Origin of the sequence: Flavobacterium sp. FlaQc-49, assembly GCF_044005985.1 — a bacterium.
GTDB lineage: Bacteria > Bacteroidota > Bacteroidia > Flavobacteriales > Flavobacteriaceae > Flavobacterium > Flavobacterium cupriresistens.
This window is the reverse complement of sequence record NZ_JBIPCS010000005.1, coordinates 330,472-349,386: the sequence shown is the minus strand read 5'-3', so window position 1 is coordinate 349,386 and position 18,915 is coordinate 330,472. Positions and strand designations below refer to the sequence as shown.

Annotated in this window: 14 protein-coding genes; 3 read left to right on the top strand and 11 right to left on the bottom strand. The window is 35.4% G+C overall.

The window, feature by feature from the left end; genetic code table 11:
• Positions 1 to 191: 191 nt before the first annotated feature.
• Positions 192 to 2,834: a DNA gyrase subunit A gene (gene gyrA, locus ACHRV3_RS13530; protein WP_395435040.1), complete on the top strand. Its 2,643-nt coding sequence runs from the start codon at positions 192 to 194 to the stop codon at positions 2,832 to 2,834.
• A gap of 40 nt (positions 2,835 to 2,874) precedes the next feature.
• Positions 2,875 to 4,143, top strand: a complete 1,269-nt coding sequence (locus ACHRV3_RS13525; protein ID WP_230001598.1) for a tetratricopeptide repeat protein — start codon at positions 2,875 to 2,877, stop codon at positions 4,141 to 4,143.
• A gap of 67 nt (positions 4,144 to 4,210) precedes the next feature.
• Here ACHRV3_RS13525 and ACHRV3_RS13520 read toward each other — a convergent pair whose 3' ends face one another.
• The 7 genes from ACHRV3_RS13520 to ACHRV3_RS13490 form a co-directional block, all read right to left on the bottom strand.
• Entirely contained in the window at positions 4,211 to 4,630 is a 420-nt protein-coding gene (locus tag ACHRV3_RS13520) for an OsmC family protein (RefSeq protein ID WP_047776081.1), read from the bottom strand.
• A gap of 603 nt (positions 4,631 to 5,233) precedes the next feature.
• Entirely contained in the window at positions 5,234 to 7,225 is a 1,992-nt protein-coding gene (locus ACHRV3_RS13515) for a DUF349 domain-containing protein (RefSeq protein WP_395435039.1), read from the bottom strand.
• A gap of 279 nt (positions 7,226 to 7,504) precedes the next feature.
• The gene (locus ACHRV3_RS13510) at positions 7,505 to 8,245 is read right to left on the bottom strand and encodes a lipid A phosphoethanolamine transferase (protein WP_395435038.1); all 741 of its coding nucleotides are present in this window, start codon (positions 8,243 to 8,245) and stop codon (positions 7,505 to 7,507) included.
• Between the two features lie 66 nt (positions 8,246 to 8,311).
• Positions 8,312 to 9,061, bottom strand: coding sequence for a shikimate dehydrogenase (locus ACHRV3_RS13505; protein WP_047776075.1), 750 nt, complete (start codon positions 9,059 to 9,061; stop codon positions 8,312 to 8,314).
• Entirely contained in the window at positions 9,061 to 10,458 is a 1,398-nt protein-coding gene (locus ACHRV3_RS13500) for a tetratricopeptide repeat protein (RefSeq protein ID WP_047776073.1), read from the bottom strand. The genes ACHRV3_RS13505 and ACHRV3_RS13500 overlap by 1 nt, the downstream gene beginning before the upstream one ends.
• Before the next feature lie 206 nt (positions 10,459 to 10,664).
• The gene (locus ACHRV3_RS13495) at positions 10,665 to 11,861 is read right to left on the bottom strand and encodes an aspartate aminotransferase family protein (protein ID WP_395435037.1); all 1,197 of its coding nucleotides are present in this window, start codon (positions 11,859 to 11,861) and stop codon (positions 10,665 to 10,667) included.
• Positions 11,862 to 12,186: 325 nt separating this feature from the next.
• Entirely contained in the window at positions 12,187 to 13,854 is a 1,668-nt protein-coding gene (locus tag ACHRV3_RS13490) for an OstA-like protein (protein ID WP_395435036.1), read from the bottom strand.
• A 285-nt stretch (positions 13,855 to 14,139) separates the two neighbouring features.
• Between ACHRV3_RS13490 and ACHRV3_RS13485 the strand changes: the two genes are divergently transcribed.
• On the top strand, positions 14,140 to 16,008 hold the full coding sequence (locus tag ACHRV3_RS13485) for an alpha-amylase family glycosyl hydrolase (protein ID WP_395435035.1): 1,869 nt from the start codon (positions 14,140 to 14,142) through the stop codon (positions 16,006 to 16,008).
• A 314-nt stretch (positions 16,009 to 16,322) separates the two neighbouring features.
• Here the strand turns inward: ACHRV3_RS13485 and ACHRV3_RS13480 are convergent, their stop codons facing one another.
• The 4 genes from ACHRV3_RS13480 to ACHRV3_RS13465 are packed head-to-tail and all read right to left on the bottom strand — an operon-like array spanning position 16,323 to position 18,914.
• Complete coding sequence (locus ACHRV3_RS13480; protein ID WP_047776067.1) at positions 16,323 to 17,102, bottom strand: superoxide dismutase; 780 nt, start codon at positions 17,100 to 17,102, stop codon at positions 16,323 to 16,325.
• Positions 17,103 to 17,110: 8 nt separating this feature from the next.
• Positions 17,111 to 17,380, bottom strand: coding sequence for an acyl-CoA-binding protein (locus ACHRV3_RS13475; RefSeq protein ID WP_047776065.1), 270 nt, complete (start codon positions 17,378 to 17,380; stop codon positions 17,111 to 17,113).
• Positions 17,381 to 18,034 (bottom strand): phosphatidylserine decarboxylase family protein, encoded by a 654-nt coding sequence (locus ACHRV3_RS13470; RefSeq protein ID WP_047776063.1) that lies wholly within the window; start codon positions 18,032 to 18,034, stop codon positions 17,381 to 17,383.
• On the bottom strand, positions 18,024 to 18,914 hold the full coding sequence (locus ACHRV3_RS13465) for a phosphatidate cytidylyltransferase (protein ID WP_047776060.1): 891 nt from the start codon (positions 18,912 to 18,914) through the stop codon (positions 18,024 to 18,026). The genes ACHRV3_RS13470 and ACHRV3_RS13465 overlap by 11 nt, the downstream gene beginning before the upstream one ends.
• Position 18,915 lies beyond the last annotated feature (1 nt).

The window sequence follows — 18,915 nt, the reverse complement described above, 5'->3', positions numbered from 1 at the left end:
ATCTCATGACAGCTAATAGACAAAAAAAATAGCAATTATAGCGTTAAAAAACGCTTAATTTATTAACTGAAATTGAAAATAAAGTTGTTAATAAATCATTGAAATAAGTGTATGAAGATAGTTATAAAAATTTCAAAAAACCGTATCTTGGCACGCTTTGAAATTAATATAATTATTTAATATAACAACTTATGTCTGAAGGAGAAAAGTTAATTCCTATTAACATAGAGGATGAAATGAAATCAGCTTACATCGATTATTCGATGTCAGTAATTGTATCAAGAGCACTTCCGGATGTTAGAGATGGCTTGAAACCGGTACATCGAAGAGTTCTTTATGGAATGTATGATTTAGGAGTAACTTCAAGATCTGCACACAAAAAATCAGCGAGAATCGTAGGAGAGGTTTTGGGTAAGTATCACCCACATGGTGACACCTCTGTTTATGACGCTATGGTGCGTATGGCTCAAGAGTGGAGTATGCGTTATTTATTAGTAGATGGCCAAGGTAACTTTGGTTCTGTCGATGGTGACAGTCCGGCAGCAATGCGTTATACTGAGGCAAGAATGCGTAAAATTTCGGAAGATATTATGGCAGATATCGAAAAAGAAACAGTTGATTTTCAACTCAACTTTGACGATACTTTATATGAGCCAAAAGTAATGCCAACCAGAGTTCCTACTTTGTTAGTAAACGGAGCAACAGGTATTGCAGTTGGTATGGCAACTAATATGCCACCACACAATTTAACAGAAGTTATCAACGGTACATTAGCGTATCTGGATAATAATGATATTGAAATAGACGAATTAATGACACATATTAAAGCTCCTGATTTTCCAACAGGAGGTGTGATATATGGTTATGAAGGGGTTCGTGAAGCTTTTAAAACCGGTAGAGGACGTATTGTAATGCGTGCTAAAGTTGGTTTCGAAGAAGTAGACGGAAGAGAATGTATTATCGTTACAGAGATTCCATACCAGGTTAACAAAGCCGAAATGATCAAACGTACAGCTGATTTAGTTAACGATAAAAAAATCGAAGGGATTGCCAATATCCGTGACGAATCAGATAGAAACGGTATGCGTATCGTGTATATCCTGAAACGCGATGCTACACCAAACGTAGTTTTAAATACCTTATATAAATACACTTCATTACAATCTTCTTTTAGTGTAAATAATATTGCATTAGTAAAAGGTCGCCCACAAATGTTGAATCTGAAAGATATGATTCACTATTTTATTGAGCACCGTCACGATGTAGTAGTGCGTAGAACTCGTTTTGAATTGCGTAAAGCGGAAGAAAGAGCACATATTTTAGAAGGATTAATTATTGCTTCTGATAATATCGATGAAGTGATCGCGATCATCAGAGGTTCGAAAAATACAGAAGAAGCACGTGATAAATTAATTGAAAGATTCAATTTGTCAGACATTCAGGCTCGTGCCATCGTAGAAATGCGTTTGCGTCAGTTAACAGGTCTGGAGCAAGATAAGTTAAGAGCTGAGTTTGAAGAGTTAATGAAATTAATAGAGCATTTGAAGGCTTTATTAGCAGATGTAGTTCTTAGAACGAACTTAATTAAAGAAGAACTGGAAGAAATTCGTGAGAAATATGGCGATGCCCGTCGTTCTCTAATCGAATATTCAGGTGGTGATGTAAGTATTGAAGATTTAATTGCCGATGAGAATGTGGTTATTACCATTTCGCACGCCGGTTATATCAAACGTACGAACCTTACAGAATACAAAACACAAAACAGAGGTGGCGTTGGACAAAAAAGCGCAGGAACAAGAGATCAGGATTTCCTTGAGCATATGTTCGTGGCAACCAACCACCAGTATATGATGTTCTTTACACAAAAAGGAAAATGTTTCTGGATGCGTGTTTACGAAATTCCGGAAGGAAGCAAAACCGCAAAAGGTAGAGCAATTCAGAACTTGGTGAACATTGAAAGCGATGATAAAGTAAAAGCTTTCATTTGTACACAAGATTTAAAAGACAAAGAGTATATCAACAGTCATAACCTTGTCATGGTAACCAAACAAGGACAGGTTAAGAAAACATCTTTAGAGAAATATTCTAAGCCTAGAGTAAATGGAGTTGCTGCAATTACAATTAAAGAAGGGGATGAATTACTGGAAGCGAAATTAACAAATGGAGAAAGCCAAATTATCCTGGCTGTGAAATCCGGTAAATTAGTTCGTTTTGAAGAAACTAAAACCCGTCCGATGGGAAGAACAGCTTCCGGAGTTCGTGGAATTACGCTAAAAGACGATACCGATGAAGTAATTGGTATGGTTACTGTTGATAAAGACAACGTTAACGATTCACAAATCTTAGTAGTAACCGAGAACGGATACGGTAAACGTACCAAACTGGTTGATGATGATGGTGAAGATGTGTACAGAATTACGAACCGTGGAGGAAAAGGAGTTAAGACACTTAACATCACGGAGAAAACAGGGAAATTAATTTCGATTAATGCGGTAACCGATGCGGATGATTTGATGATTATCAACAAATCTGGATTAACAATCAGAATGGCAATTGAAGATTTACGTGTAATGGGTCGTGCAACGCAAGGAGTTCGATTGATTAACTTAAAAGGAAAAGATTCAATCGCTGCTGTTACAAAAGTAATGAAAGACGATGTAGCAGAAGTTGTGGTTGACGAAGATGGTAATGTTATCGAATCAGCGATAGAAAGAGTGAAGCCGGATTTAGAAGTTCTTGAAGACGACGGTACGGCAGAAGAAGAGGACGATGAAGACGATGCTGAAGAAGAAACAGAAGACGAAGAGGATTCTGAAGAAGAATCAGAAGAATAAGTAAACCACAAAAATAAATTAAATATACAAATTGACTATTATGAAAAGTAAATATGTAATACTTGCGTCAGCATTATTGATTTCAGTAGCTACTTTTGCTCAAAAAGATCAGATTAAAAGTGCTGAGAAAGCATTAAAAAACGGAGACGCACAAGGGGCTATCACAATACTAAAAGATGCCGAAAATTTAGTTGTTAATGCTAAAGATGTAGAACAAGCACAATACTATTTTGTAAAAGGGAACGCTTACTTGGATTTGGCTAACAAAAAAGTTGAAGAAAGTAAAAACTTATCTCTTGCAGCAGAGAGCTACAAAAAATTAATTGATATTGAAAAAGAGTCAGGAAAGTTAAAATACTCTACTCAGGCTGCTACTTCAATTACTCAAATTAAAGGAAACTTGATTAACTCGGCTATTGCTGATACACAAGCAAGCAAACATGCTGACGGTGCAAAGAAATTATACGAAGCTTATTTGTTAGATAAAAAAGATACAATTAACTTGTACTACGCAGCTTCAACAGCGGTAAATGCTCAAGACTATGATGCAGCTTTACCAATGTACGAAGAATTGAAAAAAGTAAATTATTCCGGAAAAGGAACTAGTTATTTGGCATTAAACAAAGCAACTAAAAACGAAGACGGTTTTAATAATGCTAATGAAAGAGATTTAGCTGTAAAATTAGGAACTCACGAAAAACCAAGAACAGAAGCAATTCCTTCTAAAAGAGGTGAGATCAACAAAAATCTTGCTTTAATCCTGGTTCAAAAAGGACGTATTGAAGATGCTAAAAAAGCCGTTGCAGATGCTAGAAAAGCAAACCCGGAAGATTCTACTTTGTTGCTTACAGAAGCCAATCTATATTTAGAAACTAAAGATTTTGAAACGTACAAAAAATTAGTTAACGAGGCTTTACAAAAAGACCCGAACAATGCTGATCTATTGTTTAACTTAGGGGTAATTAGCAACAATGCTAAAAATCCTGCTGACGCTGAAAAATACTATTTGAAAGCGATCGAAATCAAACCGGATTATACAAACGCTTATCTTAACCTTGCAGCTTTAAAATTAGAAGCAGAGAAACCAATCATTGAAGAAATGAACAAATTGGGTACTTCTGCAAAAGATATGAAACGTTATGACGTTTTAAAAGCGCAAAGAGAGTCTGTTTTTAAAGGAGTTATTCCTTACCTTAAAAAAGCAAACGAATTAGATCCTAAAAACGAAGATGTTTCTAAAACATTATTAGGTGTTTACAAAGCATTAGAAATGACTGCTGAAGCAAAAGCTTTGAAAGCTACAATGTAAGCAGAAATGAATTAGTATAAAAAAAACCAAGGCTTGACCTTGGTTTTTTTATGCTTTAAAGTTTCGTCTAACTTACCAAAGTAGCAGTTAACGTAATTGTAGTATTTAAAAGCTTTGATATTGGACAAATTTCTTTCGCTTTAGCAGCCGTTTTTTCGAATTCTTCTGCTGAAATAGAAGGGACTTTTCCTTTTAAATCCAAATGAATCAAAGTTATAGTGCCGTCTTCAAAGGTTACTGTCGCTTCTGTAGTTAAATCATCTGCGGTAAAACCTCCTTCGTTAAGTAAAAAACTTAATTGCATCGTAAAACAGCCCGAATGCGCTGCTGCAATAAGTTCTTCCGGATTCGTTCCGACTCCGTCTGCAAATCTTGTTTTAAAGGACAATTGCGCATTGTCTAATGTAGTACTTTGTGTACTGATAGTTCCTTTTCCTTCCATGCCCGTACCTTTCCAGTTGGCATTTGCTTTTCTTGTAAATTTCATATTGATACTATTTAAAGGTTTACAATCTTCTGATTCTCAAATATAATCAATATTTTAAAGAATAGTTTTATGAAATTTAATTAGAACGTTAAGTTTCTGGGAGAAATGCTTGAAAACATAATTGTGCGCAAAGTTTGTATCAAGTCAAAAAAAATGTGGAGTAATTTGTGTAAATCTTCTTCTGTTTATTTTGTTGGTGATTTTAGGCTTTATTTCTCGCAAAGATGCAGAGCCGCCAAGTTTTTATACTGATTTTTTAACTTCGCGACTCTGCGACTTCGCGAGATTTTTGTTTCTCTGCATCTTCTGAACTTGATTCCAAAGTTTTCCAAGCAAAAATGCCAAACAGTTTTTCTCTTCTTTCCTCCATTTGTCAGGCTGAGCGAAGTCGAAGCCCTTTTTACCAAACCAGCCTTCGACTACGCTCAGGGTGACAATAATTCATAAAAGAACGTTATAGAGCGTTTTTAACGAGACAAACATAGGAGTCCGAAAAACTTTATGTTGATCTTGCTTTGCGAACCCTGCGCTTAAAAAAAAGTGCATAAAAAAAAGGTGCAATGAGAATTTCATTACACCTTTTATATTTTTAAATCAAAAGTCTTATTCCTGACCTAGATTACGTAATTGTTTTAATTTGTCTTTCCAAACATCAAGGCTTTCTTTGTGAACAGCAATGTTTTTACGAACTTCAAGAACAATTGAATTCTCTTTCTTAGCATTTTTTGTATTGGTAAAAAACTGAATGTTGTTCTCTAATTGGAAGATTTCATTTTGAACCTCTTCAATTTTGCGCATTAAGAAGATTTTTTCGTTGTCCAGTTTTCTGGTGTCGTTACTTTCCGATAAAGAATCTATACGGTTAGAGAAACGCATCATTTCGGTTTCTTTTTTACTCAAACTTAATTTTTCAAAAAGAGCATCCAGGATTTTATTGAATTTCCCTTCAATATGACGTCTTGAGAAAGGTACTTTACCAAAGTCTTTCCAAGTTTCAATATGTAATTTTATAGCGTCCAAATCAGTTTTGTGGTCTCCGGTAAGCTGGTAAGCTCTTAAGATGTCCAAGTACGCTTTTTTGTTGTCAAAAGCCGCTACTTCATCACCGTTTTCCTCTGATTTGTGCTCTTTTAATTTATCAAAATAGTGATTGCAAGCGTCTTTGAAATCCTTCCAGATTTTATCAGAATATTTTTTAGGAACATGACCAATTTGTTTCCACTCTTCCTGAATTTGTTTCATGATTGGAGTAGTGGCACCAAAATCAGTACTTTCTTGTAATTCTTTGGCTTTGGCAACAAGAGCCATTTTTTTATTTAAGTTGTCGTTTTGATCTTTTTTAATGTCCTTATAAAAAGAATTTTTAAAAGAGTTGAAATTTCTAACGGCAGTTTTAAAAGAAGCCCAGGTTTCTTCGTTTACCTCAGACGGCACTTTTCCCGCTGCAAAGAACTCATTTCTTAACGCTTCTACTTTTTGAATTTGTAGCAACCATTGCGAATGGGAGTTTACTTTTTCAGTTCCCAGAACTTCTAATTTACCAATAATCTCTTTTTTAATTTCAAGATTTTGTTGCTCATTAGCTCTTTGGCTTTCAAATAAAACCTCTCTTTTATCATGGATTTTTTTAGTCAGTTCACTGAACTTGTTCCAGATGGTATCACGGTGTTCTTTAGAAACAGGTCCGATATCTTCTTTCCAGATTCGGTGTAGGTCTTGTAATTCTCTGAAAGATTTACTGATATCCGTTTCGTTTACCAATTCTTCAACACGAGCTATAATTTTTTGTTTTTGCTCTAAGTTGTATTTAAAATCTAAATCTCTGGCTTCACGATCTAAGTGCAGATAATCATAGAAATTTTCTACATGAAAGTGATAGTTGTTCCAAACGTGATTGTATTTGTCTTTTGGAATTGGTCCTGCATTTTTCCATCTCTCTCTTAAATCATTAAAATGTTTAAGCGTGTCTTTGATGTTTTCCTGCGGGTTTATAAGTTCTTTTAGCTCCTCAACAATTGCAAGTCGATTGTCTAAATTAGATTTTAAATTGGTTTGTAAATGTTTGAAATGCGCATTTCTCTTTTCTCTGAAAATAGAATAATATTCATCAAACTTAGATTTTAATGGAGAATGGTATTCAAATTCTTCATTAGGATCTTGTTTAGAAGCGTTGAATTCTTCTTTTTTCTCCTCTATAAGATGATTGTATTGTAATAAGAATGATTTCTTGATTTCTTCGATATGCTCTTTTACAGACATTACTTTGTCTGTATTTACAAGTTTTTTCAGTTCGTCAACAAGAGTATCTAGCGTAAAAGTATCATAATCCTGCATAGGGATTTCATGACGTTCTTTTAACGTTTCATCTTCACTTTCCTCAGCGTTCGAATTGGTGATCGCATCTAATGCCTCTTGATGATCTGCTTCCGGAGTTTCAGCTACAGTTTCTAATTCAATTTCAGTAGTTGAAACTAAATTTTCCGCTGCAGTTTCAGAATCAGATTCTTCAATCACATTGTCTTGTATAGAATCGCTAATCTCGATTTCTAGTTTTCCGTCTGCATCTTGCAGGTTATCATTCTTTTCTTCTAACATTTTAAATGTATAAGGTTTATTGGTTTAAGTAGAGCGAAAGATAGTAAAGGTGTTTCTAAATACAAAATAAATCGTTTGTTTATGCACTATTTTTCGATGAAATCCTTATTTATTGTTCTGTTTTAGGGATGTGATATTCTTTTTTTTGTTTCGTTTTCTGAAATAAATTCAAAATTTGACCCTATACCATTTTTAGAAAAATGCTATTAATTGATTATTTCGTTTTCTATTAAGGATTTTATTTTAAGAAATCTGAAATTTTGTAGTCAAAGATCTTTGTCAGAATAAGATTAGAAGACCAACCTCCAAACCATAGTTGTATGTTTTGTTTCCTCCAAAAGCCACACTCGGATGGATGTAGGCGAGGTTAGTAGGGGTAATTTTTCGGCCAAATTCTAAAAAAGCATTATTTTGAAAGCCTTCTAAAATACTATTGTACCGAAAAGCAACATCGGCAGCAATCCAGTTTTTGCCAAAAAAATGAAATAGTACATTTTCATAAGCAATGACATTAATATCACTTCGTTCACTGGAACCGGCAAAACTCGCCTGATATTCTAAGGAAGTGATCCAAAGGAATTTTTTATCGCTCATATATTTCCCATAAAAAACGGCCGGCATGACAACCCATTTGCCCGATCCGAAGTTGGGATCTGCGGCAGAATTGGCATATACTCTTGCTCTGAGGGCAATACCGTTTTGTCTCTCCATAAAAGGAATGTAACTAACCCCCATGCCAACATCTCCAATCCCGCTTTTATTTATCGAATTGGTATTGGCTGATATTAAAGGAAGGTCAAACCGTAAATTCCAGGCTTTGTCTCCAATCGGAACTAAAGCACGTACTTGTGTAGTATTAAAAGAACCATTGTCGGTATCTAAATACTCATTAAAAAGTAATATGGTTTTAAGAAAATAATGATAACGGGGCTCTGAAAAAGGGCTTTTGGACTCAACTGTTCCTTGAGCATTTGTAGCCGTGGCAATTAAAAAAAATAGAATAAGTAACGATTTATTCATAACTACCTATTAACGAGTAGTCTAATGTACGAAAATTACTTTAACATTTTATGGACGGCCGGTTTTTTATTTATTCCAGATTTTCCAGGCTTTTTCGGCTTGAAAAATAAGCATGTCGTAGCCATTTTTTATAACAGCACCACGTTCTTTTGCATTTTTTAGAAATTGAGTTTCTTCCGGATTGTAAATTAAATCATAAGCGATATGCTTATTGGTGAAATATTCATACGGCAGGTCAGGACAGGCTTCAATATTAGGGCTTGTGCCTACCGGAGTACAATTGATTATAATTTGATAATTGTCAAAAGTAGTAGCGTTGATTAAATCGTAATCAATGATGTTGTCTTTGGCTTCTCTCGAAACAAAAGTATAAAGAATATCAAGCTCATCAAGAGCAAAAGCAACCCCTTTTGAGGCACCACCGGTACCTAAAATGAGTGCTTTTTTGTGATGGGGTTCTAATAGTGGCTTTAATGATTTTTTAAAACCATAGTAGTCTGTATTGTATCCTTTTAATTTACCGCTCTTGGTAAATTTTATGGTATTAACAGCGCCTATTAAAGCCGCTTTTTTTGAAAGTTTATCTAAAAAGGGAATGACTTGCTCTTTGTACGGAATCGTAACATTTAATCCTTTTAAATCCGGATTGTTTTTTACTAATCCGGTGAAGTGATTGATTTCTGAAATGTCAAAATTTTCGTAGCTGTTGCCGGTAAAAACTTCATTGCTAAATTTTTCAGTAAAATATCCTTTCGAAAAAGAGTAGCTAATGTTACGGCCCAGTAAGCCAAAACGTCTTTTTAAAGTGTCAATCATTATTGCTTTCTGTGTTTTTCAATATAATTTTTAACCATTTTTTTGGTCCAGACTACCGGAAACAAATCTTCGATTAAGATGTAATTGTCAAAGTTTAAACGTAATCCGTTGCTTAAATGAAATTTAGCTTTTGTATTGTCCTGAATCATAAAATACAATCCCGCAAGACGATATTCAACTTCATTTTCTTCAGGGAAGTATTCCGACGCCTGCAATAAGGTTTGGATGGCGCTTTCAAATTCACCTAAAAACTGAAGAATATCAACCCAGAATAACCAGGTTTCTAAGGCGTAATCGCCAAATTCGACTGCTTTTCTATACCCAAACTCAGCCTCTTCAAAGAAGTTCATTTGTTTGTTTATCGTTGCGTAACGTTTCCAATACAAACGATTTTGATTGTCGATAGCCAATGCTTTGTTGACAAAGAATAAGGCTTTCTGGAAGTTTTTTTGACGAACATAAAAATCAGTAATCGCGATCCATCCTTTGTCTAAAAGCGGATCTTCATGTACGGTCTGATTGTAATATTGTAATGCTTTGGCTGAATTGCCCAGTTTTTCATGACATTTTCCGATACGCAACAAAGCATACGAGGTAGCATCGTCTAATTCGATGGTACGGTTGTAGCTTTCGATGGCTTTGCTGTAGTCTTTCAGGCGTTCGTAAGCTTTTGCTTTTTCCATAAAGGCACCTAAGAACTCATCGTCTATGATGGTTGCATAATCAAAGGCACGAATGGCATTTTCATATTCTTTAACACCATAGTGCAAGCGACCCAACTGATGCCAGGCAATCTCGCTGTACGGGTTTTTGTTGATATAATCGTTCAGATATACAATGGCATCCTGATTTTGATCTAAAAATTCAAAACAATACACCACATTGTATAAAGCAGATTGATCTTCTAAATCTTCTTCAAGACATTTGATAAAACTGTCTTTTGCCATCTCAAGGTTATCCATAAACAGATATTCCATTCCGATTAAGTTGTACACGTCAGCGTAATCGTCTGTATATTGCAGCGCAATTTTAAGTAATTCTACCGCTTTTTCGTGTTGGTCTCTCTTAGAACAAATATTGGCTTTCTGGATGTAAATTTCCTCGTTGTTAGGTTCAATTGCATACAACTCATTCAAAAGCTTTTCAGCGATGTCGAGTTTGTCATCGTAAACCAGCATTTCTACTTGTACTAGTTTTAAGCCCGTAGATTTTGGGTGCTGATCCAATGCGAGTTTTAAGGCTTTTTTTGCTAAATTAGCCTTACCTATGTCTAAATAATGAAGAATAATTTCTTCAAATTCTTCAGAATCAAAAAAGAGTACTTTGTTAGTTTTTAACATCGACTCAAATTTGGATAGGGATAGGTTATAATCTTCTTCTTCGTTGCTTAATTGCATACTTTGTTTATTTGAAATTAGCCTGTTATAAAATTAGGCAACCATATTTTGTTGTGAGGAAAGGGGATTAATTGTTTTGAACAATTTAATTAACAATATGGACAGAATTCGTGTTCTGTTTTTTTAGGTGGTATTCGTTTTTCTTGTAAAAGAATACAGCATTATTATTCTAAAATTTAATACTAATCCGGAGTATTTACCCCTGATTAATTTTCTTGTTCCTTTTTCATTATTTCATCCATAACATTCAAGATAATGGCACAACCTTCTTTTATTTCCTCTTCAGAAATCGTTAACGGCGGTGTTATTCGTATCGCGCATCCTTCAAACAGCAACCAGAATAAAATGAGCCCTTTGTCCTGACAATTCAAAATAACTTCGTTGGTTATTTCGGCAGTTTCAGTCATGGCGGCAAGCATCAATCCTTTTCCTCTAACTTCCTTTATCAAAGGATGTACCAAAAGCGATCTGAAGAGTTTTTCTTTCTCTAACGCCTCTTGCATGAGGTTTGTTTCAGTTAATTCCTGCAAAGTTGCCAGACAGGCTGACGCAATGACAGGATGACCTCCAAAGGTGGTGATGTGTCCTAATTTCGGATTTTCCGTTAAAAGATCCATTTTTTCTGCCGATGCCGTGAAAGCACCAACAGGCATTCCGCCACCCATTCCTTTTCCCATAACGACAATATCCGGAACGACATCATAGTTTTGAAAACCAAACAGTTTTCCGGTTCTTCCAAATCCGGGTTGGATTTCATCCACAATCATCATGGCTCCAACTTCATCACAGCGCTTGCGTACTTTTTGAAGGAAATTATCATGGGGTTGGATGAATCCTGCACCTCCTTGAATGGTTTCTAAAAGAATAGCAGCCGTTCGCGTGGTTATTTTTTGTAAATCTTCTTCGTTGTTGAATGTAATAAAATCTACATCAGGTAGTAATGGACGAAATGGTTGTTTGCGTTCCTCAAAGCCCATAACACTCATCGAACCCATCGTGTTACCATGGTACGCATTATGACACGATATAAGCTGACTGCGACCTGTTGTTCGTTTAGCCAATTTAAGCGCTCCTTCAATCGCTTCTGTGCCTGAATTGACCAAATAAGTTTTGTTCAGGGATTCTGGAAGGAGTGAAGCTAATAATTTGCAATATTCTACCGCCGGGCTTTGCGAATATTCACCATAAACCATAACATGCGAATATTTGTCTAACTGGTCTTTTATAGCCTGATTGACTCTCGGATGTTGATGACCAAGCGTGCAGGCAGAAACTCCGGCCACAAAGTCTAAATATTTTTTATTGTTGGTATCGTATATGTAGGAACCAATGGCATGCGAAACCTCCATTCCTAAAGGATAAGGGGATGTTTGTGCCTGGTATTTTATAAAATCGGGATTCATTTCTTTTTTAGGTGCTAAGTTGCTGAGATTCTGAGTTTTTTGTTTCAGGTTTCAAGTTTCAGGTTGCTGGAAACTGCGACTGTGACTGAAAGCTACTTCTTGAGTTTCAAGTTTCAGGTTGCTGAAAACTGCTACTGCGACTGAAAACTACTTCTTGAGTTTCAAGTTTCAGGTTGTTGGAAACTGCGACTGCGACTGAAAACTACTTCTTGAGTTTCAAGTTTCAAGTTGCTGAAAACTGCGACTGAGACTGAAAGCTACTTCTTAAGTTTCAAGTTTCAGGTTGCCGAAAACTGCGACTGAGACTGAAAACTGCGACTGAAAACTATTTTTTCTCCTTGGTCTTCTCCTTACTCTTTTGTTTAACAGTTGGCTTCTTTTTATCGTAATCTAATGTCTCTTTCATGATTTTCATGGGAACATTTTCTTTTGCATCATCTTCTTTTCCTTCTTTGACTAATTTATCGTTGAGTTCATTCTCTTCGGGGGTAAAAATATCGTCTTTAGATTTTATTCGTTCATCACCTCGCCAGACTAGACCTCGCAGTTTTCGGGCATTTTCGGGCAGATCAGCTTCGGGGTAGATATCGCCATCTACTTTGTTGAAAAAAGTGATGGTTTCGAGTGCATTGTTTTCTAAAATCATATTGATTTTACTACTCACATTTTTATTGATACCGATAAGTTCATGGGCATCATTCCGCATATAGTAAATAACTTCCGTGTTTTTTACGACATCGACATCATGTAGTTTTCCATCCCGGAATTTACCAAATAAATTGATACCCTTAACCTGATTATAACCGGTTCCGAGGGTGTCCCGCGAGACCATGAAGGTATTGTTGAGCACTTTTAAAGAATCGATTTTTCGAGTTGTATTATTTCCGATAAGGTGCATGATATCTCCTGTAATCTGACTTTCACCATTCCAAAGAATCGGATTTCCGATTAGTTTTGTTAACGCACTTTTAGAGTTGGAATGAATCGAATCGCATTTTCCGCTCATATCGGTTTTGTAAAAACGTGCATTGTTATAAGCTCTAAGGATTCGCTCGCCTTCTTTACCGGTAACCATCAGTTTTTTTCCGTGAATATAAACGGAATCATTATCTACAAAGTTAACCGCAACGGCTCTTTTAGTAACAAACATCGAATCTTTAAGTTTGAAGACTTCTGCATAATGTCCTTTTACAATTCCGCGATTGATAGAATCCGTAATTTTTACATTCCGCGTTGCAGAAGCAAATTCAGTATTCCGATTGTAGAATAAACTATCACCTTCTATGCGCCGATCATCGTATTTTATATAGGATTTTCGCAGTAAATGCGCCAGATTTTTCTTGGTGTCATAAAAACCATTTTCTGTATAGATATAATTGGTTTTACTGGTAATCGTCGACGGGCCAAATAAGTAACTGTGTCCTGAGTTACTGTAATAATCCAGGTGATTTGATTTGATTATGTATTTCGGGTTGGTAAGCGTAACGGCCGTTAAAAACTTAAACTTTTTCTCCGTCACATAATACCTGCCTGATTTACTAACCAAGGTATTGTCTTTGTTGATGATAGTTCCTTTTGTGTTGTAAAAAACTTCCTGAACATTTCGGTCAAAATTGATCGTATCCGTCTGCAAAGTAGCATCCGGTGAAGTCATAACAGCATTTCCGGTTGCAAAAGCCTTTTTCATATTACCATTGTACTCGGCATATTTACTGTTTAGAAACAAGGTGTCACCCTGTACTAATTGTACATTTCCGAAAGCTTTCAGATAGTTTTCTTTTTGAAAAAAGTACGCCTTGTTGCAAGTTAGTACTACACCATCATGATTGACCTTCACATTTCCGGTTAACAAAAGTGCGTCCGGCATTAATACCTGATCGACATCAGAAAAATCAGCATTCTCGACAATGATTTTTTTGGGTGTTTGTGCAAAGATGCTTTGAACACTTAAAAGAAGCAAACAATAAGATATGAAAAGGAGTGATTTCTTCAATGGTTTAAATTTTTGTCAAATTTATGAAAAAGGTTACAACCTTTAAGGATATTAGGATTAATTTATAATTCATAAATTTCATTACAGGTTAAGCGAATTTTAAAAGTTTAAATTATGAACAAAAACCGCTACTCTCTCGTTGTAGTTTGTCTTTTTGAATTGGAAACAGTATAAATTGATTTAAGTTTTCTTCGGGTTTTAAAAATTAGTTTAAATTTAATAAATGGTTTCTAAATTATCGATTTAATCTCTCGGTTTAGAAAAGAATCAGTTTATAAAATCAATATGATAAGTAAAAGAATTTTTGTTGCAGGAATGGCTGTAACGATGCTGTTTTCGGCATGTAAAACAAAAGATTTGAAAATGAACAGAGACAAAGAGGAAGTTGCTGGAGATAAGAAAATTGTCGTGTATCAGGTTTTTACACGTTTATTCGGAAATAAAAACACCACCAATAAGCCATGGGGCACCATTGAAGAAAATGGGGTTGGAAAGTTTGATGATTTTACAGATAAAGCATTGCATGAAATTAAAGATTTAGGGGTGACTTATGTTTGGTATACCGGAGTTCCACATCATGCTTTGGTTCGTGATTATACAGCCTATGGAATTTCAAACGATGATCCGGAAGTGGTAAAAGGAAGAGCAGGTTCTCCTTATGCAGTAAAAGATTATTACAATGTGAATCCTGATTTAGTGGTAAATCCTGCCAATCGTTTACAGGAATTTGAAGCTTTGATTGCGCGAACCCATAAAGCAGGATTGAAAGTCATTATTGATATAGTACCCAATCATATTGCCAGAAAGTATGAAGGAAAAAGCAATCCGGAAGGCGTTCGGGATTTTGGCGCTGATGATAACGTAACGGTTGAATACAGTAAAAACAATAACTTCTATTATATTCCGAATCAACATTTTCAGATTCCTGACGGCGATATTCCGCTTAATGGAGAAAAAAGCCTTCTTATTGATGGTGTTTTTGATGAAAACCCGGCAAAATGGACGGGTAATGGTTCACGTAAAATAAAACCGGATCAAAACGATTGGTACGAAACCGTAAAAGTAAATTATGGTATTCGCCCGGATGGTTCAAAGGATTTTCCGGAACTTCCGACTGGTTTTGATCAAAAAACCTATCAGGAGCATTTTACCTTTTGGCAGGATAAAGACGTGCCGGATTCCTGGAAGAAATTTAAATCGATTGCCTTGTATTGGACAGCCAAAGGGGTTGATGGTTTTCGTTATGATATGGCCGAAATGGTTCCGTATGAATTTTGGAGTTATATGAATTCGGCAATCAAAATGAAAAACCCAAAAGCGTTTTTATTGGCCGAAGTTTATAATCCGAATGAATACCGCAATTATATTCGCTTGGGAAAAATGGACTATTTGTATGATAAAGTAGAAACATACGATAAACTAAAAGATATTATTCGTGGAAAATCTTCAACAGATGGTTTGTCTGAAATTCAAACCAGAATGTCGGATATCGAACATCATATGTTACATTTTTTAGACAATCATGATGAACAGCGCTTGGCAAGCCCTGAATTTGCAGGAACTCCGGAAAAAGGTAAACCGTTGATGGTTGTTTCTACTACAATCAGCACATCGCCAACCATGGTGTATTTTGGACAGGAAGTAGGAGAGGCCGGAAATGAAAACGCCGGTTTCGGCACCCGTTCGCGAACTTCAATTTTTGATTATATCGGCGTTCCAAATCATCAGCGTTGGATGAATGAGGGGAAATTTGATGGCGGGCAACTTTCAGAGTCAGAGAAGAGTCTTCGTGATTTTTATAAACGTTTATTGAATTTTTCGATTAACAGTCCGGCTTTGATGGGAAGTTTTCAGGAAATTCATTCTGTAAATCATCAGAATACAGGTTATACCGATTTGATTTATTCTTATGTGCGTTGGTCCGAAAACCAGAAGTTGATTGTTGTGGCTAATTTTTCTTCGGAAAAGACAAGTGAATTCGAATTAAAAGTTCCTTCTGATGTTATTTCTAAATGGAAATTAAAGGAGGGCTCTTACGTGCTTTTGGATCAGTTGTATTTGCAGAATAAAATCTATTTTACAGTAAAGAATGGTGAAGGGGTGGCACGAGTTAAAATTGGGCCTTCTGAGTCGTTTATTTATGAAGTGAAGTAACTTTTTTTAACCGCAAGGGACGCAAAGGGTTTACGCTAGGTTCGCTATGGTGTTTTTCACGCAGATTTGGCAGATTTTTTTTGTTGCCGCGCAAAGTTAAAATAGCTACTGTTGTTTTGTTAGCAGTAAATAAATCAGCCTAATCTGCAAAATCTGCGTGCTAAAAAAAAAATACAAAGCTATAAGTAAAACTTGCGTCCTTTGCGCAAACCCTTTGCGACCCTTGCGGTTAAACTTCCTAACCTTAAAAGTTTATAAGGATAAAAAAAAAACAGGCTGTCTCTTAATGTAGAAACAGCCTGTTTTTTTATGTTTTATACTTTTCTGACTTTCTTTAAAGCCTCAATATAATTTTCGTTTACTTTTTCCCAATTGATGTGCTGGTAAAAAGCATCAATATAGGTTCCTTTTCGGTTTTGATAATCGAGGTAATAAGCATGTTCCCAAAGATCAATTCCCATAATGGGTGTTCCGGGGATCAGAGCATTTTTCATTAGCGGATTGTCCTGATTATCGGTCGTTGTGACCTGTAATTTCCCTAATTTGTCCACTACCAACCAAACCCAGCCTGAACCAAATTGTTTTGTTGCCTGACTTTTAAATTGGTGTGTAAGATTATTAAACGAACCAAATTCTTTATTAATTGAGCCAGCAAGCGTATCCTTTGGAGTTTGCTCTTTTGGTGTCAGAATATTAAAATAAAGTGTGTGATTGTAATATCCACCAGCATTTTGACGAAGTTTGGCATTGTTGAGATCTAATTTTTTCAGTATATCTTCAATCGTCATATTCTCATATTCGGTAGAAACAATTTCTTTATTTAAAGTATTTGTATACGATAAATAGTGTTTTGAATAATGTGTTTCTAAGGTAAGTGATCGTATGGCGGGGGCTAAACCGTCATAAGGAAAAGAAAGTTTGGTTAAAGCAAAAGAACCTGCTTCAGCTTTTACATCATCAGGTGTTCCTATGAGTATTTTCTCTTCTTTTGTTGGTAAAGGAACTTCTACAACTTCGGTTAGCTTATTGTCCTGACAAGAAAATAATGCTAAGAATGAAGTTAAAATACTGAAACGAACAATGTTTTTCTTCATAATAAAAATTATTTTGCTGTTAGTGAATTAATGATTTCGATATAATTTTCTTTAGCCTCATCTCTTGATAAATGGCTTATTTGCATCCATGCATTTGTTTTGAAAGCGTCTCTTAAATCAAAATTTTCAGATTGATTGTAAACGGCAGTTCCAAAAGTGGCTTGTTTGTAATAGGCATATAGCCTTAGTTGCACATCTTGCGGCAACGCGGCTTGTGTCATTTTTAATGCATTTTCTACAGCCTCAGAGAAACGTGTATCTAAATCTTTTATCGTCATTTAAGCTTTTGTAGCAATAATGGTTTTTCCTCCAATTGCTTTTTGGTTTAATTCCACATTAATTGGAGTACCTAAAGGTAAAAATAAATCTACTCTCGAACCAAATTTAATAAAACCTGCATCAGTTCCCTGAATAACCTGCATTCCTTCTTCGGCATAATTCACAATTCGACGTGCCAAAGCACCTGCAATTTGTCTATATAATACCTGTCCGAAAGTATCATTTTCGATAACAACAGTTGTTCTTTCGTTTTCTTCGCTTGCTTTTGGATGCCATGCAACTAAAAACTTTCCAGGGTGGTATTTACTGAATTTGATAATACCGTTCATTGCGTAGCGCGTAACGTGCACGTTTATTGGTGACATAAAAATAGAAACCTGAAGACGTTTGTCTTTAAAGAATTCACCTTCGTAAACTTCTTCAATTACCACAACTTTTCCATCAACTGGAGCAAGAATGTGATCACTGTTTAAAACGGCGATTCTTTTTGGGTTTCTAAAAAATTGCAGAATAATAATCAAAATTAACAAAGCTGCTATTTGAACAAGCATTCTTAGCCAATTGATATCGATAAATTTTTCAGCAATTAAAAGTACGGCAACAGTAAAAACTGTACCTAATAAGATTGATGGGGCTCCTTCTTTATGAAACATAATATAAAATTTGGTAAAATAAAAATATAAATGGTGCAACAAATATAACACTATCCAGGCGATCTAAGATGCCTCCGTGTCCCGGCATTATCGAACCGCTGTCTTTTACACCGGCGATTCTCTTAAATTTAGACTCGATCAAATCGCCGATCGTTCCAAAAACACTTACTATTAAAGCAATAATCGTCCATATTAAAATGGATTTATTACTAAAAGCCGGACTAGGCTGAATGTAAAGTTTTGAAATTAAAAAACCGGCAAAAGCAGCAAATACAACACCTCCCAAGAATCCTTCTATGGTTTTTTTTGGAGAAACACGCTCAAAAAGTTTGTGTTTTCCCATCGATTTTCCAACCAGATAAGCAAAAGTATCATTGGTCCAGATCAGGACGAACAATCCAATAATAATTTTCGGATTGTAATCGTTGGTTCCAAAAGAAATTTTGACAATAAAAAGAAAGGGTAGTGTAATATATCCCAGTAGGTAGAGATATTTTGAGGAAATGCTTACTTTTTGAACAGAGTCATAAAATAAGAATATAATACATTTAACTGATATCACTACTGTAACGGCAAGAAGTATCAGATTTAATTGTTGAATGTTGGTTTCTAAATCGAGGTTTGTTTGAAACAATTCATCCAGATAAGCAGTTGTCTGTTTGTTGTAATGACTTAAGAGTACAATAACAGCATATAACAAAACTCCGAATAGAATGGCGAAGATTTTATTAAGGCTTACCAAGTTGCAAAACTCGTAAATTGTAATGATCAGGAAAATACCAAAAAGGATAATAAAGCTTTCAGTAGAAAACAAGATCGAACTTAATAGTAAAGCAATATAAACAGCACCGGAAATGGCTCGCTTGAGTGTTTCGTTCATC

Excerpts from the sequence above, each read along its gene's own strand:
- ACHRV3_RS13470 (WP_047776063.1), bottom strand. The coding sequence starts at position 18,034 with ATGTTTCATAAAGAAGGAGCCCCATCAATCTTATTAGGTACAGTTTTT.
- ACHRV3_RS13465 (WP_047776060.1), bottom strand. The coding sequence starts at position 18,914 with ATGAACGAAACACTCAAGCGAGCCATTTCCGGTGCTGTTTATATTGCT.
- ACHRV3_RS13520 (WP_047776081.1), bottom strand. The coding sequence starts at position 4,630 with ATGAAATTTACAAGAAAAGCAAATGCCAACTGGAAAGGTACGGGCATG.
- ACHRV3_RS13485 (WP_395435035.1), top strand. The coding sequence starts at position 14,140 with ATGATAAGTAAAAGAATTTTTGTTGCAGGAATGGCTGTAACGATGCTG.
- ACHRV3_RS13500 (WP_047776073.1), bottom strand. The coding sequence starts at position 10,458 with ATGCAATTAAGCAACGAAGAAGAAGATTATAACCTATCCCTATCCAAA.
- ACHRV3_RS13515 (WP_395435039.1), bottom strand. The coding sequence starts at position 7,225 with ATGTTAGAAGAAAAGAATGATAACCTGCAAGATGCAGACGGAAAACTA.
- ACHRV3_RS13475 (WP_047776065.1), bottom strand. The coding sequence starts at position 17,380 with ATGACGATAAAAGATTTAGATACACGTTTCTCTGAGGCTGTAGAAAAT.
- ACHRV3_RS13525 (WP_230001598.1), top strand. The coding sequence starts at position 2,875 with ATGAAAAGTAAATATGTAATACTTGCGTCAGCATTATTGATTTCAGTA.
- ACHRV3_RS13480 (WP_047776067.1), bottom strand. The coding sequence starts at position 17,102 with ATGAAGAAAAACATTGTTCGTTTCAGTATTTTAACTTCATTCTTAGCA.
- ACHRV3_RS13510 (WP_395435038.1), bottom strand. The coding sequence starts at position 8,245 with ATGAATAAATCGTTACTTATTCTATTTTTTTTAATTGCCACGGCTACA.
- ACHRV3_RS13495 (WP_395435037.1), bottom strand. The coding sequence starts at position 11,861 with ATGAATCCCGATTTTATAAAATACCAGGCACAAACATCCCCTTATCCT.
- gyrA (WP_395435040.1), top strand. The coding sequence starts at position 192 with ATGTCTGAAGGAGAAAAGTTAATTCCTATTAACATAGAGGATGAAATG.
- ACHRV3_RS13505 (WP_047776075.1), bottom strand. The coding sequence starts at position 9,061 with ATGATTGACACTTTAAAAAGACGTTTTGGCTTACTGGGCCGTAACATT.